Annotated in this window: 14 protein-coding genes and 1 tRNA gene; 6 read left to right on the top strand and 9 right to left on the bottom strand. The window is 61.3% G+C overall.

Translation table 11 applies throughout. From position 1 onward, the window contains the following. Positions 1–14 precede the first annotated feature (14 nt). From RFN28_RS00890 to RFN28_RS00875, 4 genes are read left to right on the top strand one after another with little or no spacing between them, the layout of a single operon-like run. Positions 15–1,271, top strand: coding sequence for a sarcosine oxidase subunit beta family protein (locus tag RFN28_RS00890; protein WP_320285472.1), 1,257 nt, complete (start codon positions 15–17; stop codon positions 1,269–1,271). A 13-nt stretch (positions 1,272–1,284) separates the two neighbouring features. Further along, positions 1,285–1,596, top strand: coding sequence for a sarcosine oxidase subunit delta (locus tag RFN28_RS00885; protein WP_320285471.1), 312 nt, complete (start codon positions 1,285–1,287; stop codon positions 1,594–1,596). Next, positions 1,593–4,535 (top strand): sarcosine oxidase subunit alpha family protein, encoded by a 2,943-nt coding sequence (locus RFN28_RS00880; RefSeq protein ID WP_320285470.1) that lies wholly within the window; start codon positions 1,593–1,595, stop codon positions 4,533–4,535. Before RFN28_RS00885 ends, RFN28_RS00880 begins: the two co-directional genes overlap by 4 nt. Then, positions 4,528–5,052, top strand: coding sequence for a sarcosine oxidase subunit gamma (locus RFN28_RS00875; RefSeq protein WP_320285469.1), 525 nt, complete (start codon positions 4,528–4,530; stop codon positions 5,050–5,052). Before RFN28_RS00880 ends, RFN28_RS00875 begins: the two co-directional genes overlap by 8 nt. Positions 5,053–5,091: 39 nt before the next feature. Here the strand turns inward: RFN28_RS00875 and RFN28_RS00870 are convergent. The 4 genes from RFN28_RS00870 to RFN28_RS00860 all read right to left on the bottom strand — a co-directional run bounded on the left by RFN28_RS00870 (position 5,092) and on the right by RFN28_RS00860 (position 7,246). After that, a tRNA-Tyr gene (locus tag RFN28_RS00870) sits at positions 5,092–5,185 on the bottom strand. After that, entirely contained in the window at positions 5,177–6,301 is a 1,125-nt protein-coding gene (locus RFN28_RS00865) for a tyrosine-type recombinase/integrase (protein WP_320285468.1), read from the bottom strand. Before RFN28_RS00865 ends, RFN28_RS00870 begins: the two co-directional genes overlap by 9 nt. Continuing rightward, positions 6,187–6,522: a helix-turn-helix domain-containing protein gene (locus RFN28_RS34805; protein WP_430676915.1), complete on the bottom strand. Its 336-nt coding sequence runs from the start codon at positions 6,520–6,522 to the stop codon at positions 6,187–6,189. Before RFN28_RS34805 ends, RFN28_RS00865 begins: the two co-directional genes overlap by 115 nt. Continuing rightward, entirely contained in the window at positions 6,509–7,246 is a 738-nt protein-coding gene (locus RFN28_RS00860; RefSeq protein ID WP_320285467.1) for a hypothetical protein, read from the bottom strand. The genes RFN28_RS34805 and RFN28_RS00860 overlap by 14 nt, the downstream gene beginning before the upstream one ends. Positions 7,247–7,360: 114 nt before the next feature. Here RFN28_RS00860 and RFN28_RS00855 point away from each other — a divergent pair, with 114 nt between their 5' ends. Continuing rightward, the gene (locus RFN28_RS00855; RefSeq protein ID WP_320285466.1) at positions 7,361–7,693 is read left to right on the top strand and encodes a hypothetical protein; all 333 of its coding nucleotides are present in this window, start codon (positions 7,361–7,363) and stop codon (positions 7,691–7,693) included. Between the two features lie 205 nt (positions 7,694–7,898). Here the strand turns inward: RFN28_RS00855 and RFN28_RS00850 are convergent, their stop codons facing one another. Beyond that, positions 7,899–8,477, bottom strand: a complete 579-nt coding sequence (locus tag RFN28_RS00850; protein ID WP_320285465.1) for a hypothetical protein — start codon at positions 8,475–8,477, stop codon at positions 7,899–7,901. 209 nt (positions 8,478–8,686) lie between these two features. Here RFN28_RS00850 and RFN28_RS00845 point away from each other — a divergent pair, with 209 nt between their 5' ends. Beyond that, on the top strand, positions 8,687–9,022 hold the full coding sequence (locus RFN28_RS00845; RefSeq protein ID WP_320285464.1) for a helix-turn-helix domain-containing protein: 336 nt from the start codon (positions 8,687–8,689) through the stop codon (positions 9,020–9,022). A 21-nt stretch (positions 9,023–9,043) separates the two neighbouring features. Here RFN28_RS00845 and RFN28_RS00840 read toward each other — a convergent pair whose 3' ends face one another. The 4 genes from RFN28_RS00840 to RFN28_RS00825 are packed head-to-tail and all read right to left on the bottom strand — an operon-like array spanning position 9,044 to position 15,507. Further along, positions 9,044–9,778, bottom strand: coding sequence for a M48 family metallopeptidase (locus tag RFN28_RS00840; protein WP_320285463.1), 735 nt, complete (start codon positions 9,776–9,778; stop codon positions 9,044–9,046). After that, a complete protein-coding gene (locus RFN28_RS00835) occupies positions 9,778–12,822 on the bottom strand; it encodes a type I restriction endonuclease subunit R (RefSeq protein ID WP_320285462.1) in 3,045 nt (1,014 codons plus the stop codon). The genes RFN28_RS00840 and RFN28_RS00835 overlap by 1 nt, the downstream gene beginning before the upstream one ends. Continuing rightward, positions 12,819–14,018 carry a restriction endonuclease subunit S gene (locus tag RFN28_RS00830; protein WP_320285461.1) on the bottom strand — a complete coding sequence of 400 codons (1,200 nt, stop codon included), beginning with the start codon at positions 14,016–14,018 and terminating at the stop codon, positions 12,819–12,821. Before RFN28_RS00830 ends, RFN28_RS00835 begins: the two co-directional genes overlap by 4 nt. Further along, positions 14,008–15,507 (bottom strand): type I restriction-modification system subunit M, encoded by a 1,500-nt coding sequence (locus tag RFN28_RS00825; protein ID WP_320285460.1) that lies wholly within the window; start codon positions 15,505–15,507, stop codon positions 14,008–14,010. Before RFN28_RS00825 ends, RFN28_RS00830 begins: the two co-directional genes overlap by 11 nt. Positions 15,508–15,776 lie beyond the last annotated feature (269 nt).

Below are 15,776 nucleotides of genomic sequence, written 5' to 3'. Positions count from 1 at the left end.
CCAAGAAGCCTCCGATGCGCCGATATTCGGCCCTCTCCATCCTTGCCAACGGGCTTGCCGGCCACAGGCGCTGGCAGCGCGCCTGGCGCGCGCCGGAGCCGAAACGCTCTTATGACGTTGTCATCGTCGGTGGGGGCGGCCATGGGCTGGCGACGGCCTTCTATCTCGCCGAGAACCACGGCATCCGCAACGTCGCGGTGATCGAGAAGGGCTATGTCGGCGGCGGCAATGTCGGCCGCAACACCACCGTCATCCGCTCGAACTACCTGCTCGACGGCAACACCCAGTTCTACGAATTCTCGATGAAGCTGTGGGAAGGTCTGACGCATGCGCTGAACTTCAACGTCATGTTCTCGCAGCGGGGCCAGATCGTCACCGCCCACTCGGCCGACCAGCTCGACTTTTTCAGCTACCGCGCCAACGTCATGCGGCTGAACGGCATCGATGCCGAGATCCTGAGCCGCGACGACGTCCGGCGCCTGGTTCCCTATCTGGACTATTCCGACACGGCGCGCTTCCCGATCCATGGCGCGATCATGCAGTGCCGCGCCGGCACGGCCCGCCACGATGCCGTCGCCTGGGGTTACGCCCGTGCCGCCGACCGCCACGGCGTCGACATCATCCAGAATTGCGAGGTGACGGGCTTCCTGCGCGAGGGCGAAAGGATCGTCGGCGTCGAGACCGCTAGGGGCCCGATCGCCGCCGGCAAGGTCGGCCTCGCCGTGGCGGGGCATACCTCGGTTCTCGGCCATAAGGCGGGCTTGGAGCTGCCGATCGAGAGCCATGTGCTGCAGGCCTTCGTGACGGAGCCGCTGAAGCCGATGGTCGATCACGTCGTCGCCTACGGCGCCGATCATTTCTACGTCAGCCAATCCGACAAGGGCGGGCTGGTCTTCGGCGGCAATCTCGACGGCTACAATTCCTACGCCCAGCGCGGCAATCTCGGCGTCGTGCGCGAGGTCGCGGAAGCGGCGATCGCGCTGATGCCGTGCATCTCGCGGGTAAGGCTGCTGCGCCACTGGGGCGGCGTGATGGACATGACGCCCGACGCCAGCCCGATCATCTGCCCGACCCCGATCGACGGGCTCTACCTCAATGGCGGCTGGTGCTACGGCGGCTTCAAGGCGACGCCGGCTTCCGGCTGGTGCTTCGCGCACACGATCGCGACCGGCAAGCCGCATCCGCTGAATGGCGCCTACAGCCTCGACCGCTTCCGCACCGGCCGCACGCTCGACGAGGCCGGCGTCGGCCCCTTCGCGTGGCTGCAATAGGGGACGCCAAGACATGCTGCGCATCGACTGTCCCTGCTGCGGCCCGCGCGACCATGACGAGTTCCGTTATGGCGGCGACGCCTCGGTCATCCGCCCCGCCCTCGACGATGCGGATTTCGAAGCCTGGTACCGCTATGTCTTCGTCCGCAAGAACCCGGCTGGATTGCACCGGGAACACTGGCAGCACGTTCTCGGCTGCCGCCAGTGGCTGATCGTGGAGCGCGACACCCGCAACCATGCAATCACTTCGGTCGCACTCGCCCGAAGACCGCCTACGAAGAAACCGCCTGCGAAGAAGTCGCCTCCCAGGAAATCGCCACAATGAGTTCCAATCCCAAACGGCTGGCCGAGGGGGGCCGCATCGATCGCGGCCGGCCGCTCGAATTCAGCTTCGACGGCAGCAAGCTCACCGGTTTCCAGGGCGACACGCTCGCCTCGGCGCTGCTGGCTAACGGCGTGTCGCTCGTCGGCCGCAGCTTCAAATACCACCGGCCGCGCGGCATCTTCTCGGCCGGGGCCGAGGAGCCGAATGCGCTGGTGACGCTTGGCACCGGCGGACGGCGCGAGCCGAACCTGCCTGCGACGATGCTGGAACTCGCCGACGGCATGGTCGCCGAGAGCCAGAACCGCTGGCCTTCGCTCGCCTTCGACGTGCAGAGCCTCAACAGCCTGTTCGCGCCATTCCTTTCCGCGGGCTTCTATTACAAGACCTTCATGGGTCCGACCCGCCGCGCCTGGATGTTCTACGAGCATTTCATCCGCAAGGCGGCGGGGCTCGGCAAGGCCGCCATGGAGCCGGACCCCGACCGCTACGAGGTTCGCCACGCCTTCGCCGACGTTGCCATTGTCGGCGGCGGGCCGGCGGGGTTGTCCGCCGCGCGCGCCGCGGCGAGCGCCGGGGCGAGGGTGGCGCTGATCGAGCAGGATTTTCGGTTCGGCGGACAGCTCCTGTCCGAACGTCCCGGTTCGGAGGCCGCCGCCTGGCTGCAGGCAGTGGAAGCCGAACTCGAGGGTTTCGGGAACGTTCGCCTCATGGCGCGGACGACCGCCGTCGGCCTCTATGACGGCAAGGTGCTGGGTCTCGTCGAGCGGCGGGACGATGCGCGAGCCGCCGGCCAGGCCCGCCAGGTGTTCACGATCCTGCGCGCCGGCGCGATCGTCTTTGCCAGCGGCGCCATCGAGCGGCCGCTGGTGTTTTCCAACAACGACCGGCCGGGCGTGATGCTTGCATCGGCGGTCAGGGCCTATCTCAACCGCTTCGCCGTCCTGCCCGGAAGGAAGGCCGTGGTCGCCACGTCGAATGACGGCGCCTGGCGCACCGCCTTCGATCTCGCCGCGTCGGGGGCGCGGGTCACGGTCGCGGATCTGCGGGCTACCCTTGCGCCTGCCCTGCAGACGGAAGCCTCGCGGCTCGGCATCGCCGTTCACGCCGGCACGCATATTGCTGACCTACGTGGCGGCCGTGCGGTCAAGGCGGCCAGGCTTGCCGGAGCGGGCGCGGAGACCGAGATCGATTGCGATCTGGTCTGCGTTTCCGGCGGCTGGTCGCCGACGGTGCATCTCACCTCGCAGCTTGGCGTCAAGCCGGTCTATCGCGAGGATATCGACGGCTTTGTCCCCGGCCCCTTCGCGGCCGGCCAGTTCGGCGCAGGGTCCGCGGTCGGCGGCTACAGCACCGCGGAAGCGATTGAGACCGGCCATCGCGCCGGCATCGAGGCGGCCGCCTATTGCGGAAAAATGAAACCTGTGCCGGCCGCTCTCCAGCTTCAATCGGCGGAACTGGCCGCGACTGCGTTCCGCAATGTCCCGCGGGCACGCGGCAAGGCCTTCGTCGACTTCCAGATGGACGTCACCACCGGCGACATCGAACTCGCCCATCGCGAGGGCTATGAATCGGTCGAGCATCTGAAGCGCTACACCACGCTCGGCATGGGGACGGACCAGGGCAAGACCAGCAATTTCCCGGCGCTCTCGGCCATGGCGGCCTTGCGCGGCGCGACCATCCCCGAGACGGGCACGACCACCTTCAGGCCGCCCTATACGCCGGTAGCGATCGGCGCGCTCGCCGGGCGCGCCGTCCGCCATCACTTCAGGCCGATCCGCCGCACGCCGATCCATGACTGGCACGTCGCCAACGGCGCCGACATGCTGGAGGTCGGTCTCTGGATGCGGCCTTATTTCTATCGCGGCGCCGGGCGGGACGTGAACGAGGCCTATGTAGCGGAGATGCGGTTCGTCCGCGAAGCCGCCGGACTGATGGACATCTCTACCCTCGGCAAGATCGATATTCAGGGTCCCGATGCCGCCATGCTGCTCGACCGGGTCTACGCAAACGGGTTCGCCAGGCTGCCGGTCGGCCGCGCCCGCTACGGCGTCATGCTGCGCGACGACGGCATCGTCTTCGACGACGGCACCACGACAAGGCTTGGCGAGCACCGCTTCTTCATGACCACATCGACAGCCAAGGCGGCCGACGTGATGTCGCGGCTGGAATTCCAGCTCGATACCGCCTGGCCGGACCTGCGCGTCGCCGTCACCTCCGTGACCGACGAATGGGCGGCGATGTCGGTCGCCGGACCGAGGAGCAGGCAGGTTCTCGCCGCCGCCTTCCCTGCGCTCGATCTCTCCAACGAGGCTTTGCCGCATATGGGCTTCACGGAAGGGGAGTTCGACGGTCGCGCGCTGCGGATCATCCGGCTGAGCTATTCCGGCGAGCGGGCCTATGAGGTCTATGTCGGCGCGAGCGCGGGCGAAGCCGCTTGGCGCCGGCTGGTGGAGGTCGGCGAGCCGTTCGGTCTGAGACCCTACGGGGTCGAGGCGCTGGGCGCGCTGCGTGTCGAGAAGGGCCACGTCGCCGGCCCCGAGATCGACGGCCGCACGACGCTCGACGATCTTGGACTTGGCCACATGGTTGGAAAGCGCTCCGGTTTCGTCGGCGATGTGCTTCGTCGCCGCCCTGCTCTTTGCGACCCGAACCGGCAGCGCCTGGTCGGGATGAAATGCGTGGAGGCGGGAACGCGCCTGAGCGGCGGCGCCATTCTTTTCAAGCCGGGCGAAACCCGGCAGGGGCACGGCCGCGGCCGCATCACCTCGGTCACCTACAGCCCGAGCCTCGGAGCCTATGTCGGCCTTGCGCTGCTCGCCGGCGACGTGGCGACAGGGGAGGAAGTGGTGGCGGTCCACAGGATGAAGAACGAGGCCGTCCGCGCCCGCGTCGTCTCGCCGGTCTTTCTCGACCCGGAGGGAGAGCGGCTCCATGGCTGAAACCGTATCCGTTGAGGCTTGCGCGATCCTCCAGGTCGAGGCTTGGCCCGAGACGCAAGCGGCATTCGAGGCGGACCTGTCGCGCCGGTTGGGCGCCGCGCTGCCGATGGCCTTCGGCGCGGCAGTGCGGGTCGGCGGATGGGTCGCGGTTCGCATCGCGCCACGCCGGCTCTGGCTGATCGCGGAGGGCAAATCGCCGCCGCGCCTGTCGATCGATCCCGCCCTTGGCTGTTCGGTGTCGCTCGGCCAAGGCCGGATGCGGCTGAGGCTCAGCGGTCCCCGCACCTTCGACATCCTCAAGGCCTGCGTGGCGATCGACTGGGAGTCGCCGCAAGCGCGGCCGCGGAGCGCATTGCAGACCGGCCTCCATCATGTGCCGGTGCTTCTCTTGCGTACCGGAGCCGACGCCTGCGACATCCTTGCGCCGCGCAGCTTTGCCCAGAGCCTCATCGATTGGATCACGGACTTAGCCGCGTCCTACGATGCGCAAAAAGACGGGAACAGGCAGCCCGCCTGAGAGCTGCTGCGCGCCGAACCGAAGGCAATTCGGGGGAACTGGTGCCGCTTGCGTGACTCGAACACGCGACCCCATCATTACGAATGGCGTATATATGGGTCGATTTTGCCATTGGTTTCAGAACTTAAGCCGCATCCGCTTTCTTTATCCGGGAGTTTTTCCGGGATTTCGCTAGATTTTCCATCGCGTTGGCGACTTCGTCGTCCAAAACATGGGCGTAACGGGCAGTTGTTGCGATATTCGAGTGGTTCAGCGCTTTTTGTACGAGCCGCATGTTCCCGGTTTCGCGGAGCAGCTTTGTTGCTACGTCATGCCGGATGTCGTGAAACCGGAAGTCGGCCACGCCCGACCGCTTCTTCAGTCGCCGCCATTGAGACTTCGCCCCTTCGGGCGTGATCGGATAGCGCTTTCCCTTCACCTGTCCTTCACTGGGGCGCTGGCACACGTAGGTGAACACCCACTCGGGATGATGACCCACGCATTGGTCGAGGATCGCCCGCACGGTCGGGGTTATTTGTCCCGTCACCTTCTTTCCACGCTTCCCGATGGTCACGATTTGCTTCGGGGTTACGTTCTTCCATCGGATGAGCGTTTCATTGCGGCGTAGGCCAGTTAAGCGTGCGAACTCGAACCACGGAGCATAGTCGTCCCGGACTGCCCGGTCCAAGGCTTCGGCTTCTTTGTCATCCAGTTCCCGCACTCGCTCGTCAGGCATTTCTAGCCAATGCGACCGCCAGTCCGGCTCGACGGGGAGCGGATATTTCCATGTGCGCTTGGCGCGGGTGAAGATCGCCTTCAACACGACAACAGTGGTACGGTTAACCGTGGAATTGGACACGGTCGGAACCGGGTTACCCTCCATGTCTTCGGCCTTTCCGCGAAGGGTGTGCGTTCGCCGCCACGCGATAAGCGCCGACACCTCCGCGTCAGTGATATCTTCAAGGCGTTTATCCTTCCCGAAAAATTTCAGGAGCAATTCGAGGTAGTGCCACGTGTTTTTATGGCTGCTCCCCCGGTGATGTTGCCCGACTTCCTTCCAATAGCGGCCTGCGGCGATATCGAAAGTCATCGGGCCGTTGCCGGTCTTCATCTCGCGTTCAATGTCTTCCTTGGCCTTTACTCGGATTTGGCGCTCTATGGCTTCGGCTTCTTTTTTGCTCCGGGCTTTTGTAGAGCCGAAAAAGCGACGACCGTGGAGCTGGAAGTCATAGCTGTAGAATGGACTTTTGGGGCTTTTATAGACTGACATGACGCGGGAACCTCACGCTGTTGCTGCTTCTGCGAAAATTGTTTCAGGATGTAGTCTGTGAAGCGGTATTGCTTCCGGGAAGCCCCCGGCAGCGCGACGTTGATGTATCTGATGCGTCCGGCGCGGATGTGCCGCATAAGATGCTTGACCGATATCCCAAGCCTCTTAGCGGCTTCCTTTGCCTTGAACTGTTCCTCAAGAGGGCGGTCAATGAGTGCCATGTGTTGCCATCCTCAATGCATTGATGAACTCTCGTCCGGCTTCCCCGACCAGCATCATGAACCCGTCGAAATCGCTAAGCTCCGCCCGGAGTGTATCCACAGCCTTCGCCGCTGCGGTCTTGCGGACTTTGACTTGGCTCGCGCTGTCTTTGCCGTCCTTGCCGGCTTTACCGTTGGCCTCTGAAATCAGTCGCTCGACTTCATCCTTGGACTTCGGCGTATTGTTCTTGGCGGCGTTGATGACATCAAGCCGCAGAGCATCGGGAGTGGTCTTGGCCGCAAGACGGTAGATCGTGGGCGATGGGAGATACGTCAGGTAGTGATAGTTGTCGGCAACCCGCTCGGCGACGGCGATGTAGTTCTGCGCCGTCCTAGCGGTCCAACGGAACTCGGCCTCAACCCAAGGGCCAAAAAGCCCGCGCCCTAAGTCCTCCTTGATCGCCAATAGCTCCCGCCCGTTGGCGAGCAGGTTCTTTTCCGTGGCGCGGACATTGGCACGGATGCGATTGGCGATGGCCTGCGCCTTGGCGCGAACCTTACCGCTTTCAATCTGGCTGTAGTCGAATGCAGGTGACACTGCGTCCGGCTTGGCGAGTTCGGCCTTCATTTCGGCCTTGGCTTTGGCGGTGTTGAAGTGTGCAGCTTTCGGCGGTTTGGCCTTGGAGTGGCCTATCGTTTTCGCGGATATTGCAGCCGTGGGCTGCGAGCCGAGTGTGAGGCTCATTTCCATCATCTCCTCATTATCCGATTGGAAGCGGCGCACCTTGCACCGAGTGGATATCTATTGTATTATATGTGATATCTTTGTCAACTAATGCTAACTAAGAGATATCAACCCATGACCGAAGACGGAAACAGCCAGTCGGACCGCCCCATGTTGATCCGATTTCCACCCGGTTCTGATCTTCGCCAGCGTCTGGCGGACAGCGCACACGCCAATAGACGGACCTTGACGGCGGAAGTGATTAGCTTGCTGGAAATGGGCCTAAGCGGGGTCGAGGCCCGCCTTCACGCACAGGAGAAGGCCATCAACACCGCTCATGACCTCGGCAGCGATCTTAACGATATGGTGTGGGATTTGTTTGGTCGCGTGGAGAGGCTTGAAAGTCACTGCGGGATTGTCGATGGCGATAAGGTCGTTCCAACGAAACCCAAGGGCAAAAGGCGCTAAACATCAAAAACGAAATCCGATTTCGCTTTTGGGAACGGCTTGGTCTGATCGGAGACAGAATTGACATCCCTCCAAGGCTAATGCGGGGAAGGCATGTCAGGCCGAGCATTTGAAGGTTTAGAAGACTGTGTGGACTGTCGGGTGAAATTGATTTCACAAACATACATGACCTGTGAGAGCGCGTGGGTCTGATCGAGTAGTGTGCTCAATTCTTCATGCGTGTGAAGTTGTATCTGAAGTTGCCTGCCCTAGCCCAAAACTCGATGGTCGTTCCATCCTTTTCCCAGATAAATTGCCCTAAGTCTCCAAGCGTATCGAGGAGGATGACTTCTGTGTCCTTAGGGATGATGATGCAGTCGAGCTTGAGTGCCAGATCGAGGCGATTGGCACTATAGAGGTGGTTGAATTTGTCAACGTCGCCCGGCAATTGACAGCCCGGAGCGCTGTATTGGGCAAACTTCGCGTCCGGATTAGATGGATGTGGCTGGACCGGTTTCACAGGCGGGGGTTGATCTACCACCGGGACGGTCTCCGCTGACGCTGGAGTAGAAACATCGGTTGGCGCATATGCCGCGCCGGCATCGGAAACGGGTTGGCCCGCAGGCAACAGCTTAGCAACGAGGTTAACTGCTTCGAAAGACAAAGGTCCCGCCGAGACAATAGCTATTCCAACAATCACTTTCCTGAAGGCATCTCGTTTGACAATTGTCAGCACCGCAAGGGCGAGCAGCAGCGCCACAAGAACTAGCATGACTAGGTAATGAAAAATCGATAGCTGGCCCATATCAGCGTGTCCTCCACCCCGAGATACGTCTGGCAAAAGCTGGGCTGAGCAAAGACATCCTTTCCCAGATCGTGAATTACCGAAACGCTCAAAAATGGTAGCTGACTTGCGGTTAGTTGCAAATAGATTGCAACTTTTTGAGAACTCGGAGAAAGCGGCCCTAAAGTGAAATCCGCTCCGCATCTACACCTGCCGGTGTGGAGACGCGGATGGACGATCTAAGGAAGCGGTTCGGACGGTTGGTGATGGCGCACCGCAAGCGCGGCGGCTACACCCAAGAACAGTTGGCCGAACGAGCTGGTGTTAGCGTCGACACAATCTCAAAGATCGAGATCGGTGCGACCGGTGCTCGCTTCCCGATGATCGAAAAGATCGCTGCGGCACTTGCGGTTGATCCCGCAGAGCTATTCAGCCCTGAAATCCCTTCTGGGGCGCTACGGCGCGGCCTGCTGCTCGAATTGACAACCCGACTAGCTGCGCTGTCTGAAAGTGACCTTCAATGGGTAAGCGGTGTCATTGAGGCAGCGCTAAGAAACAAGAGCTAGTGCCGGATCGCAGAGCGAATGTCAGGAGATCAGAAAATCCGCGCTCAGACTGCCTTCGTTGCTTTCGAGCCAAGCCTTCGAGCGTTCGAAATCTGGTAGAATTGACGCCAAATAGGACCAAAACTGGGGGCCGTGTGAGCGGTGTCGAAGGTGCGTAAGTTCGTGAGCAACGACATACTCCAGAACCTTCTTCGGAGCGAAAACGAGATGCCAGTTGATGAGGATGTTACTCTCAGCACCGCATGATCCCCAGCCATTGGCGAAATCAGCGACGCGGATCGAGCGAGCCGAAAGGCCGAACCGGGCCTTATAGTCTGCGACGATCTCCGTCACGTCACGCCGAACTCGTCGTTTAAGCCACAGCTTGAGTTCGCGGGCGACGAGTTTTTCGCTGTCGTCAGCTGCCCACGACGGAAGATCGACTATGAAGCCATTGCGGAAAGTGAGTTCGATCCGCTCGCCATCGGTGCGTCGAACCGTCAGGGGCATGCGGCGGCCCCGAAAGAGTATCTTCGAACCGGTCATGAAGCGGGGCACGGCATGCCGGTCGGAGGCGATCCGCTCCATCTCGCGAACGGTATTGAAGACCCACTGCCGCTTGCGCTCCAAGAAGCCTGAGATGTCATCATCGTTGTCGCTGGTGAGCGCCAGCACCTCGACATGGCCCGGCGTGATGGTAATGCGGCGCTCCGATGCAGCAGCCGAGCGGCGAAGCTCGTAGGGGATTTGCTTTCTGCCAATCTGAAGCGTCGGCATCAGGCAGCGCCCGCAAAGGCATGGATGGCGAACTCTTCGACCTTCTCGCGGATCACTTTGGTCTCGCCGATGCCGTGCTCGGTCAGGATGCGCCGGACCTGTTGCCGCAAGGAACGCAGGTAAGCCTCCATGTGGGCGAAAGCCGGCTGGGTCGCGGCGGCCTCGGCATAGATAGAGCCGATGGCAATGGCCGCGTCCTGTAAGGTGGCATGGTCGGTATCGGGCACGATGGTTTCGATGATGCGCAGGACCGAGAAAGCATTCTCGTCCATGCCAAGCTCGGCGTGGGCACCTCGTTCGGCCTCGATGTCGCCAGTTAGCCTCTCGAACTCGTGCAGGCCATCGGCGACGACGAACTGGCCTTCCTCGAACCGTCGAATGATCTCCAGCACTCGTTCGGAAAAGCGGCCATACTGCGCCGGGTTCTTGTCCACCAGTTCGCGAGTGACGCGACGAAGCTCAGCGGACTTGCGGACGAACGCCTCGTGCAATTCCGGTTCGGCCTTGCCCTCGGTGGCGAAGTCGTCGGCGAAATTCGGATCGGTGATGTTCCGCAGGCGGATCGTCGTGGAGAGGCCGGTGACATGGACGTGCTGCTCCAGCATCTCCCTGATCTTGGCCGAATAGCTCCGATGGTCGAGGCTCTCGTGCTTGCTGATCGCCTGTGTTGCCAACCGCAGGAAGGCGGAAGCCCATTTGACTTCGGCGGTGAACTCAAGGATGGCCGGGTCGGGCGACAGGTCGCCATAGACCTTAATGAAGGTCCGGGTGAGACGCTGGAGGTCGAACCAGTCGTCCTCCTGCCCGCCGGCTGCCAGCTTGGCAGCGGCATAGGCGGCGGCCTTTTCATCCATGCCCTCCAGCCCCATGGCGCGCTTCTGCACGCGGTAGCGGGCGTGGGCTTCGTTGAGATCATTACGCAGGATGGCGATATCGCGCATCGCGTTCTCGACATCCTCGGAGCGATAGGATTGCAGCGCCTCGTCCAGATGGGCGGTAACGCCGATGTAATCGACAATGCGCCCGTTGGGCTTCTCAATCTCGCCCCCGTTCGGCAGCTTGATCGCGCAGGTTCGGTTGGTCCGGGCAATGGCCTGAAGCAGGTTGTGCTCCTTCAGCGGCTTGTCGAGATACATGACATGCTCGATGGGCGCGTCGAAGCCGGTCAGCAGCTTATCGCACACGATCAGGAAGCCGGGCTCCTGCCCCACCGCCTTGAACCGCTTCTTCACCTCCTTCTCGGCGGGATCGTCGAGGTAGTGCGTCTCCAACCCGGCGCGCAGCGCTGCAACTTCCGGGTTCTCGGACGGTTTGTTGTCCTCTTGGCTTTTGGAATAGACGCAGGCGATCATTGCATTGGCCTTGGCCTTTGCACTCTCGGCATCCATGCCGCTTCGCTCCAGATCGGCGGCTACCACGGCTGACAACGCGGCGAGGTAGAGGATCACTGCCTCCCGATCCACGACGACGATCTGGGCCTTGAACCCGTCCGGCTGGCAGACGGTCTTGAAGTGCTCCCAGATGTCCATCGCTATGAGCCGAATGCGCTCCGGATGCTTGGCGATGGTCGCCAGCGTCAGGCCCTTGCGCTTCAGTTCCTCGCGCTTGTCGTCCGGCAGGTCCACGAACCATCGGTCGAACAGGATGTCTATCTCGGCCTCGTTGATCGCCCAGTCGGCTTTGCGGCCTTCATAAAGGATCGGCACGGTTGCACCGTCGCGCACAGCGTCGTCGATCCCGTATTTGTCGAGATAGCCTTCGCCCGCTATGCTGAACCGGGCGTAGGTGTCCTTGTCGGTCGATTTGATCGGTGTGCCGGTGAAGCCGTAGAAGTGAGCGTCGGGCAGGGTCGCTTGCAAGAAGGCTCCCAAGTCCTTTTCCTGTGTGCGATGGCACTCGTCCACCAGCACGATCCAGTTGGCCGAGTTGGGGATCGGGTCTTTCGATCCGGCGAACTTGAAGATGGTGGATAGCAATATCTGTCCATTGCCGCCCCGGTTCACAGCCTCGCGCAGCGCCGCGACTGATCCGCACTGCGTCGGGTTTGGCAGACCGCAGGCAACGAACGTCTTGCTAATCTGGTCGTCGAGGTCGATCCGGTCGGTCAGCACAAGGATGTTGGGGTTGGCCAGCGTTGGCGCATCGAGCGTCAAGTGGGTTTTGAGCTTGAGGGCGAGGAACACCATGGTCAGGCTCTTGCCAGACCCCTGCGTGTGCCAGATCAGGCCCTTTCGGTGCTGCCCTTCCGCCACCCGCTTCACTGCCTTGTTGACGGCGCGGAATTGCTGGTAACGGCAGACTTTCTTGATCTTGCGGCCCGTTTCCGGGTCGATTTCGAACACGACGAAATGAGCCAGAAGGTCGAGCAGTCGCGACGGTTCGCATAGGGACCACAAGTCCTTGGCGAGATCATCGGCAAAGTCGTCTCGGTGGCGCGGCCATGCGTCGGGCCACGAAGCATAGAACTGGGACGGCGCACCTGTCGCGCCATAAAGCGTCGCCATGCCATCCGTGACGAGATTGACGGCGTTGGAATAGAACAGCCGGGGAATGTCCCGCTCATACTGCTTGATCTGCTCGAACGCTTCCTCGGCCTTGGCCGTGGTCTTGAGCGGAGACTTGGCCTCGATCACCACAAGCGGGATGCCGTTCACGAACAGAACGATGTCAGGAACACGGGGCCGCTGGGCGGCAACACGCATCTGGCGGACGACATGGAACCGATTGCGGCCCAATTCCTTGAAGTCAATCAGCGTGATCGGGCTGTCGCGGTTCTCGCCGGTTAGGCGGCGCGAATAGCCACCGCGCAGCTTGGCGCTCCATTCCTCATTGTCGGACAGAGTAGCAAGGTCGTTGTAGATCGCCTCGGCATCCTCCACACCGATGCGGTTCAACTTGCGAAGGGCATCCAACAGGATCGGCTTAAGGATGACCCGGTTTTCTTCAACCCGCATCCCCAAGGCTGCTTCTGGCGACAATGCCTGCCAGCCTAGCGCCGCCAGCGCATCCAGCGCGGGCTTCTCGGCGAGGCGGTATTCGCTCATGCGGGCACCCGCACGCGACCCGAGAGGAGGTCGGACATCAGGTCGGACTTGATCTGGCGCAACGTCACAAGTTGCTCCAGTGCAATTCGACGAGCAGCTTCAGCCGATTGCAACTGCTCCGAGATGCCCCGCTGATCCGCGAGCGGTGGGAGCGGGATGATCTGCTTCTTCAGATTGGTCGGGTTGATGTTCGATTGGCTCACGCCCGGTGTCGCAATGGATTTGAACTGCGCCTGTGCCCGGCGAGAGTGCATCATTGCGAACAGGTAATAGGGATCGGCAACCGATTGGTCGACCCGAAGCCGGACAATGTAACTGGCATAGAGGAAGTCGGTTGGCTCGCGGACCAATGCCACCTTGCCAACCAAATCCCGGCTGTTGGTCCGGTTGAAAAGGATGTCGCCGACATCGAGTGCGAGCGTCAGTGCCTCGGCATCGGCAATCTCGCCCCACTTCATGTCAGTGGGGTCTATCCAGCCGTCTTGCAGGTTCCCCATACGCAGCACGGCATATCCGGTTGGCTCGTTGCCGAGCGGCGCGTTGACACCATAGTCTGTGCCCAACAGCGCATGGCCAAGCGGCTGGGCTACATTGGGACTGCTTGAGAGCCGATCCCATATCAGCGTTTCGGTCAGGCCATTCCATACTGTCTGTGCCTGCTCCGCGACGTTCTGGCCACCGGCCATCGCATTATCCACCGACCGCAGCACCTCGGCGATCCGCCGCTGCTCGTCGAGGGGTGGGAGCGGAACACTGAGGCCATCTATGAGGCCCTTGCTTAAGTTGGGCTGACCCGATCCTTGCGTCATGGTCAACAAGCGTGGGGCTTCCGCTGATAGGAGGTGAAAACAGAACTCGTTGTCGAGTTTCGTCCCGACAGGTTCTATGGCGAGAACGGCTTGATTGAGGGCTGCATCAACTTCCAAAATGCCTGCCACCCCCGCCGTAGCTCCATACATTGCGATGACAGGGCTTCCAGCTTTTGCAATACGGGCTGAACTTTCTTGCAACCCAATTTCGGTAATCTGCTCCTCGACCATTGAAATGCGGCCAGCCCGAACTTCACCGGACTTCAACCAAGGGATGCCGGGGCCGTAATAAGCTGGATTGCTCCGGGAAGGTGTTCCACCGGCAAAACTGCGACTGACATCTCCCAAACGGGTTGATCGCCACTCCTTCGGCACCTCACCCGACATAGCCGAGCCTTTTGAGGTGGCCGAACATCACCGCCTCGGCCTCATTGCGCTTGACCATCAGGTCTTGCAGCTTGGCGACCTCCGCCGCGACATCAACCGCTCCGGCATCCGCACCGGTCTGGACATAGCGGCTGATATTGAGGTTGTGGTTGTTGGCCGCGATCTCCTCGACCGAGACGACACGGGCCAGCTTCTTGATGTTGGTAAAGCCGTGGACCGCCTCGGCTAACATGCGAACATGATCGTCCGTCAGAAAGTTCTGTGCCTTGCCCGACTGGAAGGTGGCATCGCCGTTGACTATCAGCACTTTACCCCGGCGCTCGGCAGACTTGGCCCTCCGGCATACGAGGATCGCCGCAGGGATGCCCGCTCCGTAGAACAGATTGGGAGCAAGGCCCACCACCGCCTCGATCACATCTGCGGCCAGCATGGCCTCTCTGATACGACCCTCAGCGCCGCCACGAAACAACACGCCGTGCGGCACCACCACCGCCAGCATCCCGTCATCCTTCACATTGGCGAGCATGTGCTGGACAAAGGCAAGATCGCCGTAGCCCTTTGGCGGGCAGCCATAGGTATCGCGTCCAAACGGATCGCCGTTCTGCCAGACCTCGTAACCCCATACCTTCTCCGAGAACGGCGGATTGGCCAGCACCCTGTCATAAGCGCCAATGCCTTCCACAAACTCGCGCATCTTGGGGTCGTAGCGCTTGGGGGAGAGGATCGTGTCACCCTTGGCGATGAAGGCGTCATCGACGTTGTGGAGGAACAGGTTGATCTCCGCGATGCCCCACGTCGCGAAGTTCTTTTCCTGACCGTAGAGCGATAGGGTGCGGGCATCCTCGCCCCGGTCCTTCAGATACTGGACGGCCTCCAACAGCATGCCGCCCGAGCCGCAGGTCGGATCGTAAATCGACATGCCGGGACGCGGCTCAACAATCTCGACCATGAGCCTGACGATCTGGCGTGGGGTGTAGAACTCGCCACCCTTTTTGCCTGCACCCTCGGCGAACATCTTGATGAGGTAGAGATAGGCGTCGCCGAGCATATCTGCGGGCACATCAGCATTGCGCAGTCGGTGCTTCTCGAAATGAGCCAGCATTTTTTCGAGCAGGGCATCGGAAAAGCGGTCCTGATTGGCGAAATCTACATCGCCGAACACCCCTCGTAGCCGGAGGTTGGCATCTTCGATGGCGTTTAGGGCGTTGTTTAGCCGCTGGCCAATCTGTGTCGATTGCCGGCGCACGGCCTCCCAGCGGTGTTCCATGGGGATATGGAACCGGTGCTCATCGGGGTCGGCGGCTTCCTCGCGGTCTCCGGTCTCGGCGAGAAGCTGCTCATACTCCTCGTCCCATACGTCGCAGAGACGTTTGTAGAAAAGCAGGCCGAAAATGTATTGCTTATAGTCGGCAGCATCGACGGTGCCACGCAGGATGTCCGCTGCCTGCCACAAATGTCGTTCGAGGTTCTGCTGGGAAAGGATGGGCATGAATTGGCGTTACGCTTTCAAACATGCGCCAACCTGACGGCGCCTCCTATACCCATAGGCGCGAGCCGTCGCTCGGTCCAGATGGGCGACATAGGCGGGAAGATCGTGCTTCGATGCTAATGTCGATCTGCACCTATGTTTCGTTGATCCGGGGATGTAGCTGCCAGACATAATAGGGGACATTTTTTTGCGGCAACCCGGGACTACTCGCCATAGTGTTGACGAGAGCAACAGCTGAGGCTTCCAAAATCCACCACTCCATGGCCCTT

Source organism: Mesorhizobium album, assembly GCF_033977205.1.
GTDB classification, from domain to species: domain Bacteria; phylum Pseudomonadota; class Alphaproteobacteria; order Rhizobiales; family Rhizobiaceae; genus Mesorhizobium; species Mesorhizobium album.
Note: the sequence above shows the minus strand (reverse complement) of the source record. Positions and strands in the feature narration are given on the sequence as shown.